Genomic DNA, 24902 nt, shown 5'->3' with positions numbered 1-24902 from the left:
TATAAAAAAGGTGCAGCTGATACTGCACCCATAACAAATTAACTAAGCACGAGTTAACTTTACGTTTACTGCTCGCCTTTGACGTCAAAATCTATCTTGTCTGCACCTGTAAACACTTGGAAGCGCAAGCCTTTAGCACGAGCAATCGTTGTTATGCCGAACTTCTGAGCTAAATCTAAGCCCATTTGTGTAACGCCAGAGCGTGACAGTAGAACAGGGATTCCCATCTGCGCTACCTTAATCACCATTTCAGAGGTTAGGCGGCCTGTGGTGTAGAAGATCTTATCTCCGCCATCTTCTTTGTTAAGCCACATCTCACCCGCTAGGGTATCAACCGCATTGTGACGGCCTACATCTTCCACAAACGACAACACTTGATCGTCTTTGCAAACAGCACAGCCATGAACCGCACCCGCTTTCTTGTAGGTGTCGTTATAATGAGTCAGCGCTTCTAGAGCCGTATAGATTTCAGATTGCTTAATCTTGGTTTGAGGCACTTGGTAATCTTCCAATTGCTTCATCACGTTGCCATACATGGTACCTTGACCACAGCCAGACGTTACGGTCTTCTTCTTCAGTGCTTGTTCAAGTTGGCTCGTATCTTCTTTAGTAATAACCGCTGCAGAACTGGTTTCCCAATCGATAATGATTGATTCAACGGCTTCTGGGTCGGAAAGGAAGCTTTGGTTTTTCAAATAGCCCAATACTAATGACTCCGGACGAGAGCCCAATGTCATTAACGTTACGATCTCTTTCCAGTTCAACATCACGGTAAGAGGGCGCTCGCACGCAATTTGTTTCGTTAGCTTTTCGCCATATTCATCAAACACTTCAACTTCGATGGTCTGAAGTGGGTTTTCACTGGTTTTTATTATGTTTGGTTTTACCACAGTCACGTCCTACTTAATGAGATAGCGATTATAAGGGATAAGAAGTTAGGCAAGAGTCATCATACGACTCTTTAGAATACATGCGTTATCTGTCACTTAGTCATTCTTAGCTTTAACTCAAGCATTTAGCAATTCTCATTCCAAAATAGCGGCTATTCGAGAAAACATGAAGCATTCGATTAAAATAGCGCAAAATATGAGAGTTCACCGAGACTAACTGTCTCAAACCAGCGCAATCGACTAACGTTATAGGGGTAACTTTACGACAAACGCACTAAAGACGGAGCAGGACTTAAAATGTATTGGCGTGTTTATTGCTTTGTAGAGGGTATATGATTATGCGAAGTACAAAATGTCCTACGTACGAACAGAATAAAGAAAATCAATTGGGTGCAGTATGTCTGAGATAAAAGAATTCCAAGAACACTACGAAAAAACAGAATCAGCTTGGCCAATAGGTGTCCAAAGAATAGAGAAAGAGATCAAAACGGGCATTTGGGTAACGACTCAATGGGAACTCATCGGTTTTGAATTATCACCTGAACATGAAACCCCAGACGTATGTTTGCTCCAGTTACACAAAGACGAACGTACCGACTACCGCTTCAATCTAAGCTCTCAGCAACCTAAGCTATTCTTAGTTATGGATAATGTTGACTCCGGTAAGCCTATTATTCAATTACTGACGGCGTCACAAACAGTCGCAGGCCAGTACATGGACGGAGATAACCAAGTATTGTCTTACGACATGCCTTTACCTGTACAAGCGTGGATGGAAGCCTTTATCGGTCGTCATGGTGAATTATTAGAAGCGAGACGCAAGAAGCGTAAAGGGGCAGGTCGTTCTAATGGCAACTAACTTTTTTAGCCGTTGGTCTCAACGAAAGCTCGATGAATCGACTGATAAAGCGCGTGAAGCTGAACAGCCTCTTGAGGAAACCTCGGTTACCTCTCCTGAGTCTGCTTCTCAAACACCCACCTCTGCTGAAGAACTCGCACCAAATGACCCAGCTCCTATCGAGCCAACTAACGCTTTAGGAGAGTCAGGTGACACTAAAGAGTCGGCATCAGAGGCAACTGAAGAGCTGTCTATGGCTCAATTATTGGTATCAGAAGCATCAGAAAGCGTAAAAAAAGCCGCATTACGTAAGTTATTTCTCTCAGAAGAGTTTAACGTACGTGATGGCTTAGACGATTACGATGACGATTATAGTAATCTTAAGTCACTTTCTGAAGGTGTCGCTGAAAGCTTACGTGATTGGGTAAAAGAGAAGGCAGAAGAAGAAACGTCAAGCGAACAAGAGCAAGTTACTGAAAATAAAGAAGAAGTTTCAGTGAGCAACGCTGAAGACGCGGAATCAGATCTTGTTGAAAGTGACGAAATTACGGGACAACAAAAAGAACTGTATAAAAACACAGTATCGGATGGTTTCGACACCGATGCTATCGAAAATGACCCAAAAGAGGTGGGACAAAATATACCACACAAAGAATAGGTACATTTTGACTAAACACTCAATGAACCGCTTGCGACAAAATGTCCCAAGCGGTTTTTTTATTATCAAAATCGATTTAAATTTAATCTAATCCATTGAAAATATTGAATTATTAAATTGGCACGGCATTTGCTAAAACTAGTCCATTATCGACTTTTTTGTAGATAACTCGCGTAAACTTGATGAGTGAATGAATAGTTAACGAGACCATACGTTGTTAACTGAATACTCAGCAAGTTCTCCAACGCTAACTACAATGAAGATTGAACAGATTATCCATATCCAAAAATGGAACTGAGCAATGCTTAAACAATTATTAGAACAAGCAACTTCAAATAACGCAAAGGCGAGGCTGTATGCGTTTGAGAATACCGTTGAGTTAACAAACCTAATTCCACCGACAGTAAGTTATGAAAGTGGTGGTAATACGCTAATTATTGGTCCAACTGCGATCATCGAAAGTGCTGCGGCGCAATTGCCTCAGTTAACAAGCCTGACACTACTTTCAACAGACGGTGCGAAAGCGACCAACACTGAGTCAGAGCTTTACTACGCAAATGCTGTTCAGGTTTCAGGGTTCCTTGGTACGTTCGAAGTTCTAATCGAAAACAAAGGCCTAACCAATAACCTTGCAAAAGTAGCAATCAATCATGACTGTTTTGATGTGGTTTTGGACTTATGTCTGAATAGCTGCATGACTGAAGAAGTGCCTGTTCCTGGTTATTACCCAGTAGGTCGTGGTTATCCAAAACTAGCTGAAGCGTTAGAAGAAATTCCTACGTTAATGGGCACGTTTGATAAGCCTAAGTTCTTCCGTTTGGACACAGACCTATGTGCACACAGTTCTCGTGGTGTTAAAGGTTGTGAGCGTTGTGTTGATGCTTGTCCTGCTGGCGCGCTTTCAAGTGAAGGCTCAGATAAGACGGGTCATAAGATCGAGATTAACCCTTACCTATGTCAAGGCGTGGGTACTTGTGCAACGAGCTGTCCGACAGAAGCTATCTCTTACGCATTACCTAACCCTGACGATACTCAAAAATTCATTGAACGTACGCTAGCTAACTATGAGCAAGCGGGTGGTCTGGATCCAATCGTACTTATCTGTAGCTCACGTCATGAAACTTACAACGTGATGGCTCTTAAAGCGCTACCAGATAACGTGATTCCAATTGTCGTAGAAGAACTGCCATCTATTGGTATCGATACTTGGTTTGCAGCATTAGTTAATGGCGCGACTCAAGTTCTGTTTGCGGCATCCCGCTTTATGCCAGAAACGATCATTCGTGTTCTAAATAACGAAGTAGGGATTGCACAAGAACTACTAGATCAAATCGGTATTCCAAAAGAAACCATCGATATTCTGTACTTAGAATCTCTACGTGAAGGGCCTCCAACACTTTGTGTGGATTCATTCGACCTTGCACTTGGCGATCTTCAAGGCAACAAGCGCCAACGTCTATTTACAGCACTTGATGCGATGTCTTCAGCTCGTATTCCTGTTGAAAATATTGTTGAGCTTCCGTCAAACGCACCTTACGGCAACGTTTCGTGTGATAGCAAAGATTGTACGTTATGTATGAGCTGTGTGGCTGTGTGTCCGACACGTGCACTTCATACCGACGGGGCTTCTCCATCACTTAAATTTGTAGAACAAGACTGTATTCAATGTGGCTTGTGTGAAAAGGCATGTCCTGAAAATGTTCTGACTCTTACGCCTCGTATGAACTGGGTAAAAGAAGAACGTCAAAAAGCAGTTGTGATTCATGAAGAGAAAGCTGCGGAATGTGTACGTTGCCATAAACCATTCGCACCTCAGTCTATGATTGACATGTTACAGAACAAGTTACGCGGTCACTCTCACTTTTCAGATGAAGCAGCGATTAATCGTATTGCTATGTGTGAAGACTGCCGTGTGGTGGATATGTTCGATTCAATGGCTCAAGACCCATTGAAACAATTGAAATACTAGGAGTTAGCCTTGGAAACGAATTTGGATCAGGCACAAGAACAGACACTAAGAACTGAGATCTATTTGGTTCTATCCGCACTGTTTCGCAGCGCACCTTCTGAAGAGGTGATCGACTTTCTAAAAACGCTCGATATTGAAGCGTCTGAAAGCGCAATGCAAAAGGCTTGGATTGCCATTCAACAAGCGGCAACAGAATCAAACCGTGAAGCTCTTGAAGACGAATATCAAGATTTGTTCATCGGTATTGGGCGTGGAGAAGTCGTTCCATTTGGTTCTTGGCATCGCACTGGCGCCATGATGGAAAAACCATTGGCAGAGATTCGTCATGACTTAGAGCTTTTAGGCATTGAGCGTGACGATCAAGTGAAAGAGCCAGAAGATCACATCGCAGCACTGTGTGAAGTGATGGCTATGCTAACGGCTGAAGAAGAAGCACTGCAACAGGCGGTATTCAATAAGCACCTTGGCCCTTGGTTTAACTCTTTCACGCGTCAGCTTGAAGGGGCAGAAAGCACGAACTTCTACAAATCGGCCGCTCAACTGTGTGAAGCATTCTTAACGTTAGAACAAGTGCGTTTTAGCGTGAATACAAAAAGCAGTAAGCACAAATTAAAGATTGATGTGAAAAACGTCACTGATTACGAGTAATCGAGCAGTACGCGATTATATCGATAGAGGGGCATTAAGCCTCCAAAAAAAGATCTACCGTAAGGTAAGGAAGCAATGATGAAAGATAATAAAGATATAAATACAAGCCGTAGGGACTTACTCAAAGGCTTGACGACTGCAGCCGTAGCTGGTGCCGTTGTCGCTGGTACAACTAAAGTGGCAACCGCTTCAGAAACTGTTGAAATTTCGAAAGAAGACGTGAAGAAGACAGGGTATCGTGAGACGCAACACATTCGCGATTACTACGACACACTTTAGGAGATAACGGATGAAACTTGTCAAACGCTCCGATAGTGTGAGCAAAGAAACCAATCAGCTAGGTGTGTCTCGACGTGCCTTCATGAAAAACACTTCATTAGCTGCTGGTGGCGCAGTGGTAGGCGCAAGTCTATTTGCACCAGGTATGATGAAGAAAGCACAGGCTAAATCAGTCGATCCAGAAGCGAAAACAGAAGTGAAACGTACTATCTGTTCTCACTGTTCTGTGGGTTGTGGTATCTACGCTGAAGTTCAAAATGGCGTATGGACAGGTCAAGAGCCTGCATTCGATCACCCATTTAACGCTGGTGGACACTGTGCGAAAGGTGCAGCACTTCGTGAGCACGGCCACGGTGAACGTCGTCTTAAGTACCCAATGAAATTGGAAGGCGGTAAGTGGAAGAAGCTTTCTTGGGAACAAGCGATTGAAGAGATCGGTAACAAAGCGCTAGAACTTCGTAAAGAGTCTGGCCCTGATTCAGTTTACTTCCTAGGTAGTGCGAAACACAGTAACGAGCAAGCTTATGCATTCCGTAAGATGGCTTCGCTTTGGGGCACGAACAACGTTGACCACCAAGCGCGTATTTGTCACTCAACCACAGTAGCAGGTGTTGCGAACACTTGGGGTTACGGTGCAATGACAAACTCGTTCAATGACATGCACAACTGTAAATCGATGCTGTTCATTGGTTCAAACCCAGCGGAAGCTCACCCAGTAGCGATGCAACACATCTTGATCGCGAAAGAGAAGAACAACTGTAAGATCGTTGTTGCGGATCCTCGTCGTACGCGTACTGCTGCGAAATCAGATCACTACGTTTCTCTTCGTCCAGGTTCTGACGTTGCGTTTATTTGGGGCGTGTTATGGCATGTCTTTGCAAACCAATGGGAAGACAAAGAGTTCATTAAGCAACGTGTATTCGGCATGGACGAGATCCGTGAAGAAGTCGCGAAGTGGAACCCAGCAGAAGTTGAACGCGTAACTGGTGTTAGTGAAAAAGACGTATACCACACCGCGAAACTACTTTCTGAAAACCGTCCGGGTTGTATCGTTTGGTGTATGGGTGGTACTCAACACACGACTGGTAACAACAACACACGTGCTTACTGTGTACTTGAACTGGCGCTAGGTAACATCGGTAAATCAGGTGGCGGTGCAAACATCTTCCGTGGTCACGATAACGTACAAGGCGCAACTGACCTTGGCGTACTGTCAGACACACTTCCTGGCTACTACGGCTTGTCTGAAGGTTCTTGGCGTCACTGGTCGAAAGTTTGGGATATCGACTTTGATTGGATCAAAGGCCGTTTCGACGACAACGCATACGGTGGTCAAAAACCAATGAACAGTGCAGGTATTCCTGTATCTCGTTGGGTTGATGGCGTACTTGAAGACAAAGACAAGATTCGTCAGCGCGAAAACATCCGTGCCATGTTCTACTGGGGTCACGCGGTGAACTCTCAGACTCGTGGTCCAGAGATGAAGAAGGCGATGCAGAAGCTGGATATGATGGTTATTGTTGACCCATACCCAACGGTTGCAGCGGTAATGAACGATCGTACCGACGGCGTTTACCTGCTACCAGCAACGACTCAGTTTGAAACCTACGGCAGTGTAACGGCGTCAAACCGTTCTCTACAGTGGCGTGACAAGGTTGTTGATCCTCTATTCGAATCTAAACCTGACCACGAAATCATGTACCTGCTTTCTAAGAAGCTTGGTTTCTCTGATCAGCTGTTCAAAAACATCCGTGTTGAGAACAACCAACCACTGATTGAAGATATTACACGTGAATTCAACAAAGGTATGTGGACGATCGGCTACACAGGCCAAAGCCCTGAGCGTTTGAAAGAACACCAACAGAATTGGCACACATTCCACAAAACGTCTCTAGAAGCAGAAGGCGGTCCAGCAAATGGCGAGACTTACGGTCTACCTTGGCCATGTTGGGGCACACCAGAGATGAAACATCCGGGTACACACATCCTTTACGATACGTCTAAGACGGTTGCTGAAGGTGGTGGTAACTTCCGTACTCGTTTTGGTGTTGAGTTTGAAGGTCAAAGCCTACTAGCAGAAGACAGCTACTCGAAAGGCTGTGAGATCAAAGACGGCTACCCAGAGTTCAGTGACAAACTACTGAAACAACTTGGTTGGTGGGATGATCTAACTGCAGAAGAGAAAACGGCTGCTGAAGGCAAAAACTGGAAGACTGACGTTTCAGGTGGTATCCAACGTGTGGCAATTAAACACGGCTGTATCCCATTTGGTAATGCGAAAGCACGTGCGATTGTTTGGACATTCCCAGATCGTGTACCACTGCACCGTGAGCCGCTTTACACGCCACGTCGCGACCTAGTTGCTGATTACCCAACGTGGGACGACAAAGAAGCTATCTTCCGTGTTCCTACGCTTTACAAGTCGATTCAAGAGCAAGACAAATCTGGCGAATACCCGATTATCCTGACCTCTGGTCGTTTGGTTGAGTACGAAGGTGGTGGTGAAGAAACCCGTTCTAACCCTTGGCTAGCAGAACTACAGCAAGAGATGTTTGTTGAAGTGAACCCGAAAGATGCAAACGACATCGGCTTTAAAGACGGTGACGATGTTTGGGTTGAGGGTGCAGAGAAGGGCCGTATTAAGGTGAAAGCGATGGTTACACGTCGTGTGAAACCGGGTCTGGCATTCATCCCATTCCACTTCGGTGGTAAGTTCCAAGGCGAAGATTTGCGTTCTAAATACCCAGAAGGCACTGATCCTTACGTTATTGGTGAAGCTGCTAACACAGCAACCACATACGGTTATGACCCTGTCACGTTGATGCAGGAAACGAAAGTAACCCTTTGTAATATTCGTAAAGCGTAAGGAGTCTTAAAATGGCTAGAATGAAATTTCTTTGTGACACCAAGCGTTGTATCGAATGTAACGGTTGTGTCACTGCATGTAAGAATGAAAATGATGATGCTCTGGAATGGGGTATTCAACGTCGTCGCGTTGTAACACTGAACGATGGCGAACCAGGTGAAAACTCAATCTCAGTAGCGTGTATGCACTGTACTGATGCGCCATGTATGGCCGTTTGTCCTGCAGACTGTTTTGAACATACAGAAGACGGCATCGTACTTCACAATAAAGATCTGTGTATCGGTTGTGGTTACTGCTTGTTTGCTTGTCCGTTTGGCGCACCTCAATTCCCTAAACAGGAAGCGTTTGGTGAGCGCGGTAAGATGGACAAGTGTACCTTCTGTGCTGGCGGCCCAGAAACAGAGCCAGGTTCTGTTGAAGAGCGTCAAAAGTACGGTGCGAACCGTATTGCTGAAGGTAAACTGCCAATGTGTGCTTCGCTTTGTTCAACTAAGGCACTGCTAGCGGGTGACGCGGAGAAAGTTTCTGATGTTTTCCGTCAGCGTGTTGTTGAGCGTGGTGCGAAAGGTGCAGGTTGGACAGACGGCAATGACCTTTCTTACGATGCGACTAAGAGCTAAGTAGGAGAGACATATGCTTACAATGTTTAAGCGTCTCTTCCTTGTTGTGCTGCCGATGTTGGCAGCACTAACAATGCTTTCTCCTATGAGTCATGCATCTGAGACGAACTCATCACAAACTCAAACAAGCTCTGCTCAAAGAGAGATCACACAACTTGCGGGTGCCGATTTCTGGCGACAAGTAAGAAATGGTGAAGAAGGTTACACCACATCTCAATCGGCTGAGCACGGTGTGTTAATCAGTACTCCAGGTCAAACGTGGTACATATTGAAAGAGAAGTGGATGTCACCAGCCGGTGCTGTCGCGATCTTTGGCAGTATTGCTTTTGTGACTTTGATGTACGTTGTGATTGGCCCGCTAATGCTGAGTGCACCAAGAACAGGTCGTAAGATCAAACGTTGGTCGCGACTTGATCGTGCATTGCACTGGAGCATGGCGTTTACCTTCTTAACACTGGCGTTCAGTGGTTTGATGTTGGTTTACGGTAAACACTTCTTGAAACCTTATATCCCGACGGATCTATGGGGTTTCATCGTTCTACTGGCTAAGCAGTATCACAACTACATCGGCCCGATTTTCTATGTACTGTTGATGGCGGTTCTTATCAAATGGTGGCGTAAGTCGATCTTTAAAAAAGTCGATATTCAGTGGTTCTTGAAATTAGGAGGTATGGTAGGGAAACATAAAGGTTCTCACCCGTCTGCAGAATTCTCAAATGCCGGTGAAAAAGCGCTGTTCTGGCTACTTATAGTAATGGGTAGTGTCGCTGCGATCAGCGGTTTGGTATTGGACTTCCCAATCTTCGGTCAAACTCGTCGTGATATGGAGCTTTCAAACTTAGTTCATATGCTGGCAGCTTTGATTCTTATCTGTGGCTTTGTGTTCCACATCTACATCGGCTTGTTCGGTATGGAAGGTGCACTAGAAGGCATGGTAACCGGTGAAGTTGATGAGACTTGGGCGAAAGAGCACCATGACCTTTGGTACAACGAAGTAATGGAACAAGAGAAAAACGGCGTTGAACAAAGCGCAAACGCAACAACAGAGAAAACGGAAGGGGTGAATAAGAATGAACAAACCTCATAAAGGTATTTGGGTTGCTTACATCCTAAGCTGCTTTACACCATTTACGTGTCTTATCTCTGGTGTGATTGCGATTATCTACGCAGGCTACCGTTTAGACAAAGGCGAAGATGGCGAAGTAGTGGATACCCATTACTACGGTTTGATCCGCTCGTTCTTCTTGAACCTGACGTTCTTCGTGGTGCTTATCGTAACGGTAGCAACCTCAAACGGCGTGTTAATTGGTGTGAACGATTACTGGTATCAAAACCATATTATCGATGACATCGCTTACTACATTCCATATGTAGGCATGTTGTTCGGTGGTGTTGCGATTGTGGTTTGGTTCATCCGCATGTATCAAGGTATGCAGCGTTTAAGTCAAAACCTACCGCAAAACCCGTCGACAGGACCAAACCTGTAGCGCTAACGCGTTAACGACATACCTAAAGAAAGCCCAGTGATTCATTTCACTGGGCTTTTTGTTTTTAAGTCTCTAGAACAGTAAATAGTTTTCGGCGGCTCCCTGCATCAGAACCTACTCATTGACCGCTTCAATATGGTGCAACTCCCTTATTTGGTGCAATTGTCGATGTGATTTTTTCTATTTTCAAGAACCATAAAAGTGCACCTAAATATTTAGACTCTAATAATCAATAAGTTAAAAATAAAACCTGTTGCACGAAAATTACCCTTCACACTTGGAACGCATCTTGCGTTCACTGTTGAGTCTTTAATTAATTACAACATTGAATCGCACGATATCAGTGCAAATCAGATAAAGCGAAGGAGAATGCTTTAATGAGTGAAACGGTGACTCAAGTTCATAGTGCAGTACAAACCCTTACCCAAAGTTCAGATACTTTATTCCTATTACTCGGTGCAATCATGGTCTTCCTGATGCACGCTGGCTTTGCGTTTCTCGAAGTCGGTACCGTCCGAAAGAAGAACCAAGTCAACGCGCTGGTTAAAATCCTTTCCGATTTTGGTGTCTCCGCAATCGCTTATTTCTTTATCGGTTACTGGGTTGCTTACGGCGCTCACTTTTTTGCCGACGCTGAAACGCTCTCACAAGGTAATGGATACGAACTGGTTAAGTTCTTCTTCCTAATGACCTTCGCAGCCGCAATTCCAGCCATCGTTTCAGGCGGTATCGCGGAGCGCGCGCGTTTCTATCCAATCCTAATTGCAACGTTATTTACCGTTGGTTTCGTATATCCATTTTTCGAAGGCATCATTTGGAACGGTAATTTTGGATTCCAAGATTGGTTAGAAGGTAAGTTTGGTTATGGATTCCATGACTTTGCGGGTTCAGTCGTGGTTCACGGCGTTGGCGGTTGGATCGCTTTGGTTGCCGTTTACTTCTTAGGTATGCGTAAAGGTCGCATCCGCGCGGGTAAACACACTAACTTCGCACCATCGAACATTCCTTTCCTGGCATTAGGCGCGTGGATCTTATGTGTGGGTTGGTTTGGCTTTAACGTGATGTCTGCACAAGCAATCAACGGAATCAGCGGCCTAGTGGCGATGAACTCACTGATGGCAATGGTTGGTGGTATTCTGGCGGCACTTGTTGCAGGTAAAAATGACCCAGGCTTTATTCATAATGGTCCTTTGGCTGGCTTAGTAGCAATTTGTGCAGGGTCAGACTTAATGCACCCATTAGGCGCTCTGATTACTGGCGGCGTCGCGGGCGCTTTGTTTGTTTACCTATTTACTTACATGCAAAACAAAACACAGATTGATGATGTATTGGGTGTATGGCCTCTACACGGCGTATGTGGTGCCTGGGGTGGCATTGCAGCTGGTATCTTCGGCCAACAAGCTTTCTGGGGTCTAGGCGGCGTGAGCTTAGCTTCTCAGTTGATTGGTACAGTCGCAGGTGTTGCAGTTGCTGTCGTAGGCGCGTTAATCGTATACGGTGTGTTGAGCAAACTAACAGGCCTACGCTTAAGTGAAGAAGATGAATTCAACGGTGCGGATCTTTCTATCCATAAGATCTCTTCTATCAACGAAGACTAACGTTATTCACTTGGTGGGTTAAAGCACATCAAGTAGACAACTGTTGAACAGAACTAAGCGGCTGCGGTCGCTTTTTTGTTTCTATGGATAGCAAAACAGAGAATTTGAGTAACAACCACCACAACTATCAAGCGAGTTATGTCACAAATAGCCAATGAATTCAGTTGCCTAAGACTATGGTCTAATCCCCAAAACTATTGTTGGAATTTGAACAGTGCTAAGCTGTTACAAAGTGACATATCTAAAAGGACGTTATATGCATTTCCCATATCGAAATATCGTAATTCTTACTGGCGCTGGCATCTCTGCAGAGTCGGGGATACAAACATTCCGAGCACAAGACGGGCTATGGGAAAACCACAAAATCGAAGATGTCGCGACGCCTGAAGGGTTCGTAAAAGATCCTGACTTGGTACAAGCTTTCTACAACAAACGTCGTCACGGCCTGCAAAGTGAGAGCATTCAGCCAAATTCAGCCCACAAGGCGCTAGGAGAGCTCGAAGACAAGCTTGATGGCAAAGTTACCATTATTACTCAAAACATCGACAATTTGCACGAGAGAGGCGGTAGCAACAACATTATTCACATGCATGGTGAGCTTTTAAAAGCGCGTTGCAGTGAATCCAATCAAGTTGTAGAGCACAAAGACGATATTGAAACGGGTGAACTTTGTCATTGCTGCCAAATCCCTGCACAAATGCGTCCACATATTGTTTGGTTTGGCGAAATGCCACTAAGAATGGGCGACATTTATTCCGCACTAGAAGAAGCCGATCTATTTATCTCAATTGGTACATCAGGCGTGGTATATCCAGCTGCTGGGTTTGTACATGATGCGAAAATGCATGGCGCACACACGATAGAAATCAACCTTGAGCCAAGTGCAGTAGAGAGCGAGTTTGAAGAGAAGCGCTACGGCAAAGCCAGTATCGAAGTGCCCAAGCTAGTGAGTGAACTATTGTCGGTTGAGAGAGGCTCATTAACCGCTTAATCAATACTGCCACACTGTCGAATGAACTTAAAAAGGAAGCAAACGCATGTCTGACTGCAAAAGAGAGCCCAGAGACGTGTTTGCTTTTTTTGATCTGATCGTTTGAAATCTTGTCTTGGGCCGATCAAACGTCAGCGACAACGGAGCGTCGTGCTTGTTTCATCGCATACATAGCTTTATCCGATTCTTCCAACGCTTGTTGAAAGTTATCTTGGTTCGTCACTTCGATGCCGTAAGAAAAAGAGATGTTTTCACCGTGAAGCAGGTTACTGACTTGGCTTACGAACTCACCACCACGTCCCAGTTGTGCTGTCGCAACAAACTCATCACCACCGACACGAAACACCATTTCATCTTCCAATACCGACTGACTTAATGCTTGAGAAAAGCGTACGATCATCAGGTCTCCAACTTTGTGGCCCTTGCGGTCGTTGACCTTTTTTAATCCATCTAAATCGAAATAGATGAGCTCGAACTCCTTCAGCTTGATCGCATCAAACTTTTTACGATTGTATAAGCCCGTTAGCTCATCTTGCTTACTTTGATCTTTCAATTGAGTGGTAAGTTCAGTAATGCCATAGGCAAGAAGTAGGAAAGCTATCTGCAACAAACCATCTTCGAGAAAGGTATCGAGCAATTCATTTCTATCTGCCCACTCATCGAGGTATTTGAGCTCAGTGGTCACATCATAGAATAGGTTGAAAATAAGCAGCAGTGCGCCGTAGCGGAGGATCTTATGGGGACGAATACCGTGACGAGCGACGTAATAGATGTACATGGTAATCACGAGCGTATTCGTTTCGAAGAACAGGTCGTAATTAGAATCTATGTGAATGAATGAGCTCAGTCCAAGCATCAAGAATGACGCCACGAGCATCAGAGTCACAATCAATAAAATAGGGTTTGTAGGCATACTAAATCGAACTTTATACGGTTAAATCAATCCTATATAAAGTGTAGATAAAAATAAAGCGGCTTACGCCGCTTTAGTAACCAATCAGTAACAAACTTAGTTGTTTACTTTTAGTTTTTGGAAGTACTCGTCATAAATAACGCTCGCTTCACCAACTTCATCTTGCCATACGCCGTTATCCATCACTGATTGTGGTGGGAAAACGTTCTTGTCTTCAGCAAACTCTTTTGGAAGAAGAGGGTAAGCAGTCTTCACTGGAGTCGGGTAACCGATCTCTAGAGCAATCTTAGCTGCGTTCTCTGGGCGAAGAAGGAAGTCGATCATTTTATGAGCCGCTTCGATGTTCTTTGCACCTGAAGGAATCGCTAGGCTGTCCATCCAGAAGATAGCGCCTTTCTCTGGCCAGATGATATCAATCGTTGCGCCTTCTTGGCGTGCCATGTAAGCAGAGCCATTCCAAAGCATACCAAGAGACACTTCACCAGCAAGATAAGGGTTCGCTGGGAAATCTGAGTTAAATACCAATACGTTTGGCATTAGCTTACGAAGTTCTTCGTAGGCTTCTTTGATCTCTTCAGGGTTAGTTGTATTTGGAGAGTAACCCAGTTTAGATAGTGCAATATGGAAAACCTCACGAGAGTCGTCCATCATCATCAGCTGACCTTCCCACTGTGTATCCCACAGGTCGCCCCAGTTTTTCACCGAAGATTTGTCTAGCATGTCTGAGTTGATACCAATGCCCGTTGCACCCCAAATGTATGGGATAGAGTAGTTGTTGCTTGGGTCAAATGGCTTATCTAAGTAGTTTGGATCCAAATCAGCAAAGTGGCTTAGCTTGGTTTTATCAAGCTCTTGAAGCATACCTTCTTTACGCATCTTAGAAACGAAGTAAGTAGAAGGAACCACCAAGTCATAACCCGTACCTTGAGTTTTTAACTTAGCGTACATGCTTTCGTTCGACTCGTAAGTAGAGTAATAAACCTTAATGCCCGTCTCTTTTGTGAAGTCTTCTAATACTTCATTTGGAATATATTCAGACCAGTTGTAAAAATACAGTTCTTGGTCAGCTGCGAAAGAGGGTGTAGAAAGTAAAGTAGCAGCACACAATGCGCCGGTATACAGTGTTTTTTTCATTACTGTTCCGTTCATTTGTTTGATTTGAAGTTGGGTAGTGAGCCCAAAGTAAAAGGATTCCTAAAAATCGCGATATATTATAGCAGCGATATAATAAAATAGGCAGCCTAAGCTGCCTATTCATTGATATTGTTGTTTTTAACCAATTGACTGTCGAGTAAGACTCGTCAAATAAGCCAGTTATTGACCCGCTTTAAGCTTCATGAAGTAATCTTCGTACTTCACGGTCTTATCGCCAACTGCAGCTTGCCATTCAACACGATCAAGGTCTTCTTGAGACGGGAACAGAGCCGGGCTGTCTTTGAACTTCTCGTTAGACGCTTTCACTGCTGTTAGGTAACCAGTATCACGAGAGATTTGCTCAGCGATTTCAGGACGAAGTAGGAAGTCTATCATCTTGTGAGCCGCTTCTACATTTGTTGCACCAGAGCTGATTGCGAAGTTATCAACCCAACCGATACCGCCTTCTTTAGGGAATACCAGTTTAATTGGTAGACCTTCGTTTTGAGCCGCTGCTGCAGAGCCGTTCCAAAGCATACCAAGGCCAACTTCACCAGACATGTATGGTGCACCAGGGTTGTCTGAGTTGAACACAAGAACATTTGGCATTAGCTTTTGTAGCTCAGCGTATGCTTCGTCGATCTCTTTCTCGTTGGTTGTGTTACCTGAGTAACCTAACTTGCTTAGTGCAATGTGGAACACTTCGCGAGTATCGTCCATCATCATCAGCTGACCTTCAAGCTCAGGCTTCCATAAGTCAGCCCAGCTTTGAAAATCTTCTGGATCGTACATGTCTGTGTTAACAGCCAAACCAGTAATAGCAACTACGTGTGGAATAGAGTAGTCGTTATTTGGGTCGTAAGGCTTATCTAGGTAGTTTGTATCTAGATTCTTAAAGTTGTTCAGCTTGGTTTTGTCGATCTTTTGAAGCATACCTTCGTCACGCATCTTAGATACGAAGTAAGTCGACGGCACAACCAGGTCGTAGCCTTTGTTGTGTGTTTTTAGCTTTGCATACAAGGTTTCGTTCGACTCGTAAGTAGAGTAGATAACCTTGATGCCAGTTTCATCAGTGAACTGTTCTAGAATCTCACTGTTGATGTAAGGTCCCCAGTTCATGAATACCAATTCTTTGTTATCTTTTGCAAAAGACGGTGCAGATAACATTGAAAGCGCACATGCACTACCAGCTAATAGAGTAGCCCATTTTTTCATTGACGTTAGCTCCAAACTAAACGTTGCCCGAAGGCAGTAGATAGAAAAACAGAATGGCAATTTACCATTCTGTTTATGATTAACACTTTGTAGAACATGAAGTTTGTTAACTTCTTATCAAGTTAGTCTCTGTATAGAGTAGGAGACTTACTTAATTTTCTCTCTCGCTAATAACTGAGAAATAATCACCAGTACTAGCGACACCACTAACATCACTGTTGCTAGGGCGTTGACCTCTGGAGAGATACCCACTTTAACCATAGAGTAAATCTTCAGTGGCAAGATTTCATACGTTGGACCGGTTACGAAAGAACTGATAATCACATCGTCCAGAGACAGTGTGAAGCTCAATAACCAACCCGCAGCAACCGCAGGCTTAGCAAGAGGCAGGATGATCTGTTTTAGAATCGTCCATTCACTTGCACCTAAGTCTTTTGCTGCTTCGAGCATTTTCACATCGAAGCCATTCAAGCGACTGTAAACCGTTACAACAACAAACGGCAAACAGAAGGTAATATGCGCAGCAAGCAGGGTAAAGAAGCCTAGTTGCACACCCATTACTAAGAACAGAGCCAGTAACGAGATTGCCATTACGATGTCTGGTGACATCATCACGATGAACAACATGCCATTGACTACACCTTTACCTTTGAATTGGTAGCGGAATAGGGCTACGGCTGTAAGGCTGCCGACAATCGTAGCGGCTGTTGCTGAGAACACCGCTACGTTAATCGAGTGCCACGCAGCCTGCATTAGGCTGTCGTTGTTAATAAGTGCGTCATACCACTTGGTGGTGAAGCCACCCCATTTCATACCAAACTTGTTGGCGTTAAATGAGTTCGCAATCAATACGATAATAGGTAGGTATAGAAAAGCGTATACCAACGCCATAAAGCTGAACTTAACTGTGCGACCCATTAGTCTAGCTCCACCTTCTTGTTCAATAGCTTGCCTGCTCGGTAGTAGGCATAAAGCATAATTGCCATCGCAACCGTCAGCGCAATACTCGTAGCCGCGCCAAACGGCCAATCTCGGGCGTTGAGTACTTGGCTCTTAATCACGTTACCAATCAGCAAGTTCTTAGCACCGCCTAGCAAGTCAGAGATGTAGAACATGCCCAACGCAGGAAGAAGTACTAATAAACAACCACCGATAATGCCAGGCATCGTTAGCGGTAGTACAACTTTCAACAAGGTTTGAAGCTTGTTTGCGCCTAAGTCTTTTGCTGCTTCTAGGTACGTGTCATCCAGTTTTTCAATCGCTGAATACAACGGCAGAATCATGAATGGCAGTAGGATATACACCAAACCGATCATCACCGCCGTTTCTGTGTACATAATACGCAGTGGCTTATCGATGATATCTAGCGCTAGTAAGCTTTTGTTTAAGACACCTTGAGTACCCAGTACAATCTTCAAGCCGTAGGTACGAATCAAAGAGTTCGTCCAGAATGGCACAATCACCAAGAACAGCATGAAAGGGCGCCATTTCACCGGCATTTTTGCCACGATGTAGGCAAACGGGTAGCCAATAATTAAACACAATAGCGTCGCGATAATCGCCATATAGAAAGAGTGCATCAGCACTTTAAAATACAGCGGGTCGGCCAAACGGATGTAGTTATCGAGAGTGAAGGTCATCTCGATCAAGTTTGCTTCGTCACGAGTTAAGAAGCTGGTACCGATGATCATGATGTTTGGAATCATCACGAACAGCACCAACCAACCTGTGATTAAAGCAACAATCGCGTTTTGTAAATTAAACTTCTTGCTCATCTTCTAATACCACTTCCCAGCTCTCAACCCAAGTTACTGCAACTTTTTGGCCCAGTGAGTGATCAACATCAGGGTCATCTTCGTTGAAGAATTCGCTTACCATTACGCGCATGCCAGATTCTAGCTCTACAACTGAATCTAAAGTCATGCCTTTGTAGGTACGCTCGACAATGTGGCCAACAATACCGCGTTGCTCAGACTCTTTAATCTCTTCAATACGAAGATCCTCAGGACGAAGCAATACCTGCAGTTTTTGACCAGAGGTGATGTCTTTATCGTGGTAGATAACCGACTCTTCACCTTCAATTGTCGCAACAATGCGTTTCTCATCTAAACGAGATGTCGCTGTCGCATCGAATACGTTAATTTCACCAATAAAGCGAGCGACAAAAAGGTTCTTAGGCTCTTCGTAAATCTCTCTTGGTGTTCCGTCTTGCTCAATCACGCCATCACGCATCACAATAATACGATCAGACATAGACAGCGCTTCTTCTTGGTCGTGCGTTACAAAAATGAACGTGATACCAAGCTGGCGCTGAAGTTGTTTCAGCTCGATTTGCATCTGCTTACGAAGTTTGTAATCCAGAGCAGACAGAGATTCATCCAACAAAAGAACTTTAGGCTTATTAACGACAGCACGAGCGATTGCGATACGTTGCTGTTGACCACCAGAAAGCTGGTGTGGTTTTCTTTGTGCCATCTGTTCTAGGCGCACCATTTTTAAAGCTTCCAATACACGAGGTTCAATCTCGCTGTTTGGAACTTTCTGCATGCGTAAGCCAAATGCCACATTTTCGAAAACGGTCATATGTGGGAATAGGGCATAGCTTTGGAATACAGTGTTAACATGCCTTTGTTCAGCAGGGACGTGGGTTACGTTCTGTTCAGCTAGCAGTATTTGACCACTATCTGCCGTTTCAAAACCCGCAATCATTCTTAGTACCGTTGTTTTACCACAACCTGACGGGCCTAAAATCGTGAGAAACTCACCATGATTTACGTTTAGATCAAGATTGCCGATGACTTCCTTACCATCGAAGCTTTTACTAATACCAGTTAGCTGTACTACTGGTTTTCCTACTGATTTTTTAGCGTTCAACGTCTGTTTTTCTCCACCTTGGTTCTGTTTGAGAACCTGTTGCTATACACCTTTGAGGCGCGCATCATAATCACCAAAAACGTGAAATCAAAGCATTTTTTACCATTCGAAGATAAAAAATTTCGCAGGTAAAAGTAAACATCCTTTACCATACTGTTATTTACTGGGTTTACGCCCCAACAAGTGTCTAATTATTAACCATTAAGACGCAAAAGCAAGCCTTGTTACAGATTCATATTTTAGTTTGTATCCGACATATGAGTATAATGAAGGTAATTTTTTATCAATAAGTTAGGTGGCTCAGTTTAATTGGCGCACCTAGGTATCACTATGAACAACGACATCGAAAAAGATTTTAATTTGGGCGGTAGTATCGACCGTGCACTTTCTGGCGATTATCAGCTCAAAGCAACGGCTGTATTCCAAGAGGCATGGAAACATACGGTAAGTCACTTTCTTTCGTTTTCCCCTGCGATTGTTGCTCTGATGTTCGTGCAACTGGCTATCTTTTATATCGCATTAAAACTGCAACTGGGTGACCCTGCGGTTATCTTAGACGCGGTTATCGATCCTGAGGCGTTTACTCCACAAATTGTTGAGTCCATTTTTATTGCCAACTTCAGCTATGAAGTTATCAGCGCGCCTATCTATGCAGGTATCTGTTTGATGGCGATGAGCCACGCAGCTGGGCTACAGACCAAAGTACGCCACATTGGCAAAGGCTTACAGTTTACGATTCCAGTAATTCTTGTGACTCTGTTCAGCCTGATGCTTCAAGGTATTGCAGGTATGATTCTGCCGTTTCTGTCGATTTACTTCTCGCTTGCGTTCAGCCACTCAATCCTGTTGATTTGCGATAAGAAAGTACCACCAATGCAATCGCTGCTACTGTCTCTGCGTGCTGTAAACAAGAAAATCTTCACCGTTGCTTCTATCTACCTATTAGTAATGCTGATGTTCATCGTCGCGGCAATGATGTACGGCATTGGCCTTATCTTCGTTTTACCTTTCTTCTTCCACGTGAAAGGGATTCTTTACCGCGAGATGTTTGGCATTAAACTCAAACTGATTGCGTCAGACAGACCAAAGAGCGACGACGACCACAACGGTAGCAACAACAAAGATCCACAGGTATTCGATGCATAACAACTCTAAATCAAGCGCAAGTAAATCACTTGCGCTAAAAGTGACAGCATTAGCCCTAGTTGGCTCGATCTCGTTAGTTGGCCCAATGCTTTACCAACAAGAAGAAGAGCGCAGGCGAGCGGGGCAAAAGGCCCCAGACTCAGAGCAAAAGTTTGGTGACTTGACCGTCTCTTCTAATAAACCAGATTTCGCAGCGATTGAAGATGTAAATGAAAAGAAAGACACCTTCTTTTCTTATCTTCGCCCAAGTATCAACATCGAAAACAAGCGAATCACGAAAGAACGTGCGTTTCTAACCAAGCTTTCAGAAGCGGGGCTGAACAATGTTGACTCTGAAGATGCGTCATACGCAAAGAGACTAGGGAAACTGTATAGCCTGCCTGTACCTTCATCGGGCTTAGATGACGCTTGGCTGAAAGAAATGTTGAATCGTGTAAACGTGCTACCTGAAGCGCTTGTGTTAACTCAGGCAGCCAATGAATCGGCATGGGGTACATCTCGTTTCGCCACTAAAGCGAATAACTATTTTGGTCATTGGTGTTACACCAAAGGTTGTGGCCTAGTTCCGCTACAACGTAACGAAGGTAGCTCACATGAAGTGGCAACATTCTCTTCAAGCCAAGAGTCTGTGCACCGTTACTTCATGAACCTAAACCGAAACCGTGCTTATGCAGACCTAAGAGCAATTCGCGCAAAACTAGCGGCACAGGGCGACGATCTGTTAACAACCGAAACCGCAACAGAGCTCACCAACGGCTTGCTAAAATATTCTGAGCGAGGTTCAGACTATGTGACTGATTTACAAGCTATGATCCGTCACAACGAGGTATACTGGAAAAAGTAACTCGATTTGATAGTCATTTGGCGAGCTTAAACGGTAAGTTTGACCAAATAACATCACATAAAGAGCAGCTCATTGGCTGCTCTTTCTATTTATAAACGCTCAACTTCGACAAGACTATAACAATGAAAAAGACAGCACTCGCTTTATTAGCTTCTCTAAGCCTAGGGATCTCTTTACCTGCTGCAGCGCAAGAATACATGTTTACCTATTCTAAGCTTTACACACAGCTTAAAAACAACACCAAAGAAGGGCATGATGACGTTAAAGTTGCAGCCTTCTTTGTCGATCAGCAAGCCCAAACAACCTGTCATATCAGCAAAGCTTGGATGGAAAAAGAAGAACACTACGAAGAGCTGAAAGTCTCTCCAGCTAACGAGCTTCTGCTACCAGTAGACCAAAACCTTCGTTCAGCAAACCCGCTTATTTTTGTGCAAACAAAAGAACAAGAGTGCGCATACTCTTTGGTTGTTATGACGAAAGCACCTTTAGCTGGAACGGTTGAGGTTGCACAGCTGGAAAACCTGTTACCACAGATGCAAGCTATGTTAGAAGACGTAAGCGGTATGTTCTCAAGCTGGTTCACACCGGACATCCAAGGGTTAACGCTTGAGTTTGCAGACAAGCTTGAAGGTAACATAACGCTTTCTAACGGCAAGCAGCTCCCAATTACCCAAGGGCGCGCTAAGTTCACACTAGAAGAACTCAATGGAAGTGACAGCATCACGCTACCAGAAGCGACAACTCGTGTGTTACCTTACATTCCGGCTCAGTAGCCTTGGGTTAGGCGATTGACCACACGGCGTTAATCTAAACAAAACAATGTAAAGCAGCCAACTCAAACCAAGTTAGGCTGCTTTTCTTTTCCTACAACCAGCGTGGTTTGCGCTTTTGAAGCTCATTTTTTATGAAAGATGAGCGGTTATCACTAGATAAAGTGGCATCTTTCAACCAGTCACCTTGTTTATCCTGCCGTTACTATTTCAACATGAAATAAAAATCCGTATAATCCACGCCCTAAAACAGTCCCACTAGCAATCTACAGTCGGTAATACGACGGTGTGAGAGTCGCAATGAACCAAAACGATAATAGAAAAGAAGTACTAGAATTCAACAAACTTCAGAAACGTCTGAGAAGAAATGTTGGAAATGCCATCATCGACTACAACATGATCGAAGAGAATGATGTGGTAATGGCATGTATCAGTGGCGGTAAAGATTCATTTGCGATGCTAGATATTTTGCTACGTTTACGTGAAGCAGCACCAATCAAATTTGATGTTGTTGCGGTAAACCTAGATCAAAAACAACCTGGGTTCCCTGAACACATTCTTCCTGAATACTTTGAAACGCTGAACATTCCTTACTACATCGTAGATAAAGATACGTACTCAGTAGTTAAAGAGAAGATTCCAGAAGGTAAGACAACATGTGGTCTATGTTCTCGTCTGCGTCGTGGTACTTTGTACTCGTTCGCTGAGAAGATTGGCGCGACTAAGATCGCTCTTGGTCACCACATGGATGACATCGTGGAAACTATGTTCCTTAACATGTTCCACGGCGCTCGCCTAAAGGCTATGCCACCTAAGCTACGTTCTGATGATGGTCGTAACGTTGTTATTCGTCCACTGACTTACTGTCGTGAAACAGACCTAATCAAATACGCTGAACACAAAGAGTTCCCAATCATTCCTTGTAACCTATGTGGTTCGCAAGAAAACCTACAACGTCAGAGCATTAAAGCAATGCTGATTGATTGGGACAAGAAAACACCAGGCCGTGTTGAAAAGATCTTTAAATCAATTCAAAACGTTAGCCCAAGCCAACTGGCTGACCGCGAACTGTTTGACTTCGTAAACCTTCCACTAGACCGTAGTGGCGAGCGTGAAGAGTACGAATTCCAAGAAGCTGAAATTTCATCTTCTAACATCGATGAGTCAATGTTCATCGACGTAACAAACGTATAATAAGAATATTCGTTGTGGTGCAATAGATGCGCCTACAACAGACAAATAAAAACGCCTCAAGCAATGCTTGAGGCGTTTTTTTATAAGTTGAACTCGCCGTTAAGTTCGTCTGCTTAAACGCATTAACCTTTCGAAAGGTTAGGGTCGAGTGGGCTAACGTAACCAGATGGCTTAAGCGCCAAAACATCACAGTTAATTTTATCGATAACATGCTCCGCAGTATTACCGATGAACACCGCAGATAAGCCGGTACGACCGGTTGTACCCAAGATTACCATTGCAGCGTTGTTTTCAGACGCGACACGTGGAATCACATCTTCTGGTAAGCCTTGTTCAACAACGGTCTGCTCTTCACACATACCGTGCTTCTGACGCAGTGCCTTCATCGCCGTTAAGTGATGACCACGAACCGCATCGGTGTAAGACGTAGGATCGAACTCAGGCAGTTCGATAGTGATATTCGCCGGAGTGACTGGGTAAGCGTTAACTAAGAAAGGTTCCGCATCCAAACGACCAGTTATCTCGAGGAGTCGATCAACCATAGTATCGTTAAGTTCTAAATGCGCTTCTGTCTCTGAGCCTACGTGAACGGACGCATAAATTTTCGCGTGCTCTGGCCAGAAATCGTTTTTAACGAGCAGTACAGGGCTAGGGCATTTTCTCAATAGGTGCCAATCAGTCGGCGTGAAGATAACTGACTCCAAGGTGTCGTGCTTGCGCGTGCCCTTAATCAAGATATCGTGACCACCGCTGTATACCTCTGCAATGATCGCTTCATACGGGCGGTTATGCCAAACCACCTGCACATTAAATTCGATAGAATCATCTAGATAAGGCTGTGCGACTTTGTTCATCCAGATTTCACGCTGATGAATCACGCCCTTGCGCATTGCGTCTCGTTCATCAACAGAGAGCATAGATGTCATTTCATACGAGAAGTCGTAGATAGACAAAAAGAAAGTGATATGGCTTGTTGAGGTGCTTTTCTTAGCAAGTTGGATAGCACGAACTAGAGCAGGTTGCTCATCGTGATTAATGTCTGCGACAACTAAAATTTTGTTATAGATACTCATAACTAAGCCTACTTTTCAGACCGAACATATAAATAATGTAGCGTAGTTATGGAGAGATTAAGAGAAATAAAAGAGGTTTTAAGGGAGAAACATGATGTAGCTCATTATTGAACTACATCATTGATATCTAGACTATTCTTTTGAAACGCCAGCAAGTTCCATCAGCGCATCGTGATCTTCGATAGTGATATATTTGCCTTTAACGCTTAGGATGTCTGCTTTCTGGAAACGACCTAAAAGACGGCTAATAGTTTCAACTGTTAAACCTAGGTAGTTACCAATATCGCCACGAGTCATCGTTAAGCGGAACTCACGTGGGCTGAAACCACGTTGAGAGAAGCGAGTTGAAAGATTGTAAAGGAATGCAGCAAGACGCTCTTCCGCGTTCTTTTTAGAAAGAAGCAGAATCATTTCTTGGTCGCCTTTAATCTCGTTACTCATCAGGCGCATAATTTGCTGACGCAACTTCGGCATTTTTCCTGATAGGTCATCAAGAATTTCGTATGGGATTTCACATACCATAGAAGTTTCTAGTGCTTGTGCGAAACTAGGGTGTAGGTCACCAGTAATCGCATCAAAGCCAACAAGATCGCCCGCTAGGTGGAATGCAGTAATCTGCTCGTCACCTTGCTCGGTAATCGTGTAGCTCTTGATCGTTCCAGAGCGAATAGCGTAGAGAGATTTAAGCTCGTCACCGGCTTTAAATAACTCTTGGCCTTTTTGAATAGGCTTTTTTCTCTCAATGATCTGATCAAGTTGATCAAGTTCAGATTCATTCAAAGTGAACGGAATACAAAGTTGGCTAATACTACAATCCTGGCAATGGATCGCACAGCCACCAGATTGGACACGTTTCGTTACAGGCTTTTCAGAAATCATAACAATCTTTCACTAT

At 44.1% G+C, this 24902-nt stretch carries 24 protein-coding genes; 15 read left to right on the top strand and 9 right to left on the bottom strand.

Translation table 11 applies throughout. From position 1 onward, the window contains the following. Positions 1 to 65 precede the first annotated feature (65 nt). Positions 66 to 890, bottom strand: coding sequence for a formate dehydrogenase accessory sulfurtransferase FdhD (locus F0232_RS14585; RefSeq protein ID WP_105057158.1), 825 nt, complete (start codon positions 888 to 890; stop codon positions 66 to 68). A gap of 397 nt (positions 891 to 1287) precedes the next feature. On the opposite strand from F0232_RS14585, the gene F0232_RS14580 reads away from it, so the two are divergent. The 11 genes from F0232_RS14580 (at position 1288) to cobB (ending at position 12844) form a co-directional block, all read left to right on the top strand. Beyond that, on the top strand, positions 1288 to 1749 hold the full coding sequence (locus F0232_RS14580; protein WP_061034050.1) for a DUF3305 domain-containing protein: 462 nt from the start codon (positions 1288 to 1290) through the stop codon (positions 1747 to 1749). After that, the gene (locus F0232_RS14575) at positions 1739 to 2386 is read left to right on the top strand and encodes a DUF3306 domain-containing protein (RefSeq protein WP_105057159.1); all 648 of its coding nucleotides are present in this window, start codon (positions 1739 to 1741) and stop codon (positions 2384 to 2386) included. The genes F0232_RS14580 and F0232_RS14575 overlap by 11 nt, the downstream gene beginning before the upstream one ends. A gap of 301 nt (positions 2387 to 2687) precedes the next feature. Next, positions 2688 to 4355 carry a 4Fe-4S dicluster domain-containing protein gene (locus tag F0232_RS14570; RefSeq protein WP_061034048.1) on the top strand — a complete coding sequence of 556 codons (1668 nt, stop codon included), beginning with the start codon at positions 2688 to 2690 and terminating at the stop codon, positions 4353 to 4355. Between the two features lie 9 nt (positions 4356 to 4364). After that, positions 4365 to 5003, top strand: a complete 639-nt coding sequence (locus F0232_RS14565) for a molecular chaperone (protein ID WP_105057160.1) — start codon at positions 4365 to 4367, stop codon at positions 5001 to 5003. 78 nt (positions 5004 to 5081) lie between these two features. Continuing rightward, complete coding sequence (locus F0232_RS14560) at positions 5082 to 5282, top strand: twin-arginine translocation signal domain-containing protein (protein WP_008217926.1); 201 nt, start codon at positions 5082 to 5084, stop codon at positions 5280 to 5282. A 10-nt stretch (positions 5283 to 5292) separates the two neighbouring features. Beyond that, positions 5293 to 8148 carry a formate dehydrogenase subunit alpha gene (locus tag F0232_RS14555; protein WP_105057161.1) on the top strand — a complete coding sequence of 952 codons (2856 nt, stop codon included), beginning with the start codon at positions 5293 to 5295 and terminating at the stop codon, positions 8146 to 8148. 11 nt (positions 8149 to 8159) lie between these two features. After that, on the top strand, positions 8160 to 8768 hold the full coding sequence (gene fdh3B / locus F0232_RS14550; RefSeq protein WP_004742271.1) for a formate dehydrogenase FDH3 subunit beta: 609 nt from the start codon (positions 8160 to 8162) through the stop codon (positions 8766 to 8768). A 13-nt stretch (positions 8769 to 8781) separates the two neighbouring features. After that, on the top strand, positions 8782 to 9855 hold the full coding sequence (locus F0232_RS14545; RefSeq protein WP_061034045.1) for a formate dehydrogenase subunit gamma: 1074 nt from the start codon (positions 8782 to 8784) through the stop codon (positions 9853 to 9855). Continuing rightward, positions 9839 to 10255, top strand: a complete 417-nt coding sequence (locus F0232_RS14540; RefSeq protein WP_004742273.1) for a hypothetical protein — start codon at positions 9839 to 9841, stop codon at positions 10253 to 10255. Before F0232_RS14545 ends, F0232_RS14540 begins: the two co-directional genes overlap by 17 nt. 377 nt (positions 10256 to 10632) lie before the next feature. Further along, the gene (locus F0232_RS14535; protein ID WP_105057162.1) at positions 10633 to 11853 is read left to right on the top strand and encodes an ammonium transporter; all 1221 of its coding nucleotides are present in this window, start codon (positions 10633 to 10635) and stop codon (positions 11851 to 11853) included. A gap of 256 nt (positions 11854 to 12109) precedes the next feature. After that, positions 12110 to 12844, top strand: coding sequence for a Sir2 family NAD+-dependent deacetylase (cobB, locus tag F0232_RS14530; RefSeq protein WP_061033408.1), 735 nt, complete (start codon positions 12110 to 12112; stop codon positions 12842 to 12844). Positions 12845 to 12968: 124 nt separating this feature from the next. Here cobB and F0232_RS14525 read toward each other — a convergent pair whose 3' ends face one another. From F0232_RS14525 to potA, 6 genes are all read right to left on the bottom strand, one after another. Further along, positions 12969 to 13757, bottom strand: coding sequence for a GGDEF domain-containing protein (locus F0232_RS14525; protein ID WP_105057163.1), 789 nt, complete (start codon positions 13755 to 13757; stop codon positions 12969 to 12971). 96 nt (positions 13758 to 13853) lie between these two features. Continuing rightward, on the bottom strand, positions 13854 to 14891 hold the full coding sequence (locus F0232_RS14520; RefSeq protein ID WP_008217941.1) for an extracellular solute-binding protein: 1038 nt from the start codon (positions 14889 to 14891) through the stop codon (positions 13854 to 13856). A gap of 180 nt (positions 14892 to 15071) precedes the next feature. Further along, positions 15072 to 16106 (bottom strand): extracellular solute-binding protein, encoded by a 1035-nt coding sequence (locus F0232_RS14515; protein WP_105057164.1) that lies wholly within the window; start codon positions 16104 to 16106, stop codon positions 15072 to 15074. 147 nt (positions 16107 to 16253) lie between these two features. Beyond that, positions 16254 to 17024, bottom strand: a complete 771-nt coding sequence (gene potC / locus F0232_RS14510; protein ID WP_008217945.1) for a spermidine/putrescine ABC transporter permease PotC — start codon at positions 17022 to 17024, stop codon at positions 16254 to 16256. Beyond that, entirely contained in the window at positions 17024 to 17881 is an 858-nt protein-coding gene (gene potB / locus F0232_RS14505; RefSeq protein ID WP_061033411.1) for a spermidine/putrescine ABC transporter permease PotB, read from the bottom strand. Before potB ends, potC begins: the two co-directional genes overlap by 1 nt. After that, on the bottom strand, positions 17865 to 18980 hold the full coding sequence (gene potA, locus F0232_RS14500) for a spermidine/putrescine ABC transporter ATP-binding protein PotA (protein WP_061033412.1): 1116 nt from the start codon (positions 18978 to 18980) through the stop codon (positions 17865 to 17867). The genes potB and potA overlap by 17 nt, the downstream gene beginning before the upstream one ends. A gap of 330 nt (positions 18981 to 19310) precedes the next feature. Between potA and F0232_RS14495 the strand changes: the two genes are divergently transcribed. The 4 genes from F0232_RS14495 to ttcA all read left to right on the top strand — a co-directional run bounded on the left by F0232_RS14495 (position 19311) and on the right by ttcA (position 22934). Continuing rightward, positions 19311 to 20126, top strand: a complete 816-nt coding sequence (locus F0232_RS14495; protein ID WP_105057165.1) for a hypothetical protein — start codon at positions 19311 to 19313, stop codon at positions 20124 to 20126. After that, entirely contained in the window at positions 20119 to 20970 is an 852-nt protein-coding gene (locus F0232_RS14490) for a glucosaminidase domain-containing protein (protein ID WP_105057166.1), read from the top strand. Before F0232_RS14495 ends, F0232_RS14490 begins: the two co-directional genes overlap by 8 nt. A gap of 122 nt (positions 20971 to 21092) precedes the next feature. Then, positions 21093 to 21743, top strand: coding sequence for a DUF2987 domain-containing protein (locus F0232_RS14485; protein WP_105057167.1), 651 nt, complete (start codon positions 21093 to 21095; stop codon positions 21741 to 21743). 297 nt (positions 21744 to 22040) lie between these two features. Beyond that, a complete protein-coding gene (gene ttcA / locus F0232_RS14480) occupies positions 22041 to 22934 on the top strand; it encodes a tRNA 2-thiocytidine(32) synthetase TtcA (protein ID WP_008221945.1) in 894 nt (297 codons plus the stop codon). Positions 22935 to 23056: 122 nt separating this feature from the next. Here ttcA and uspE read toward each other — a convergent pair whose 3' ends face one another. Both uspE and F0232_RS14470 read right to left on the bottom strand, forming a co-directional pair. Then, positions 23057 to 24007 carry a universal stress protein UspE gene (uspE, locus tag F0232_RS14475; protein WP_008221946.1) on the bottom strand — a complete coding sequence of 317 codons (951 nt, stop codon included), beginning with the start codon at positions 24005 to 24007 and terminating at the stop codon, positions 23057 to 23059. Between the two features lie 132 nt (positions 24008 to 24139). After that, entirely contained in the window at positions 24140 to 24886 is a 747-nt protein-coding gene (locus tag F0232_RS14470) for an FNR family transcription factor (RefSeq protein WP_017632474.1), read from the bottom strand. Between the last annotated feature and the right edge of the window lie 16 nt (positions 24887 to 24902).

It is taken from the genome of Vibrio sp. T3Y01, from assembly GCF_013114525.1.
Lineage (GTDB): Bacteria > Pseudomonadota > Gammaproteobacteria > Enterobacterales > Vibrionaceae > Vibrio > Vibrio chagasii_B.
This window is presented reverse-complemented; position numbering and strand designations above follow the sequence as displayed.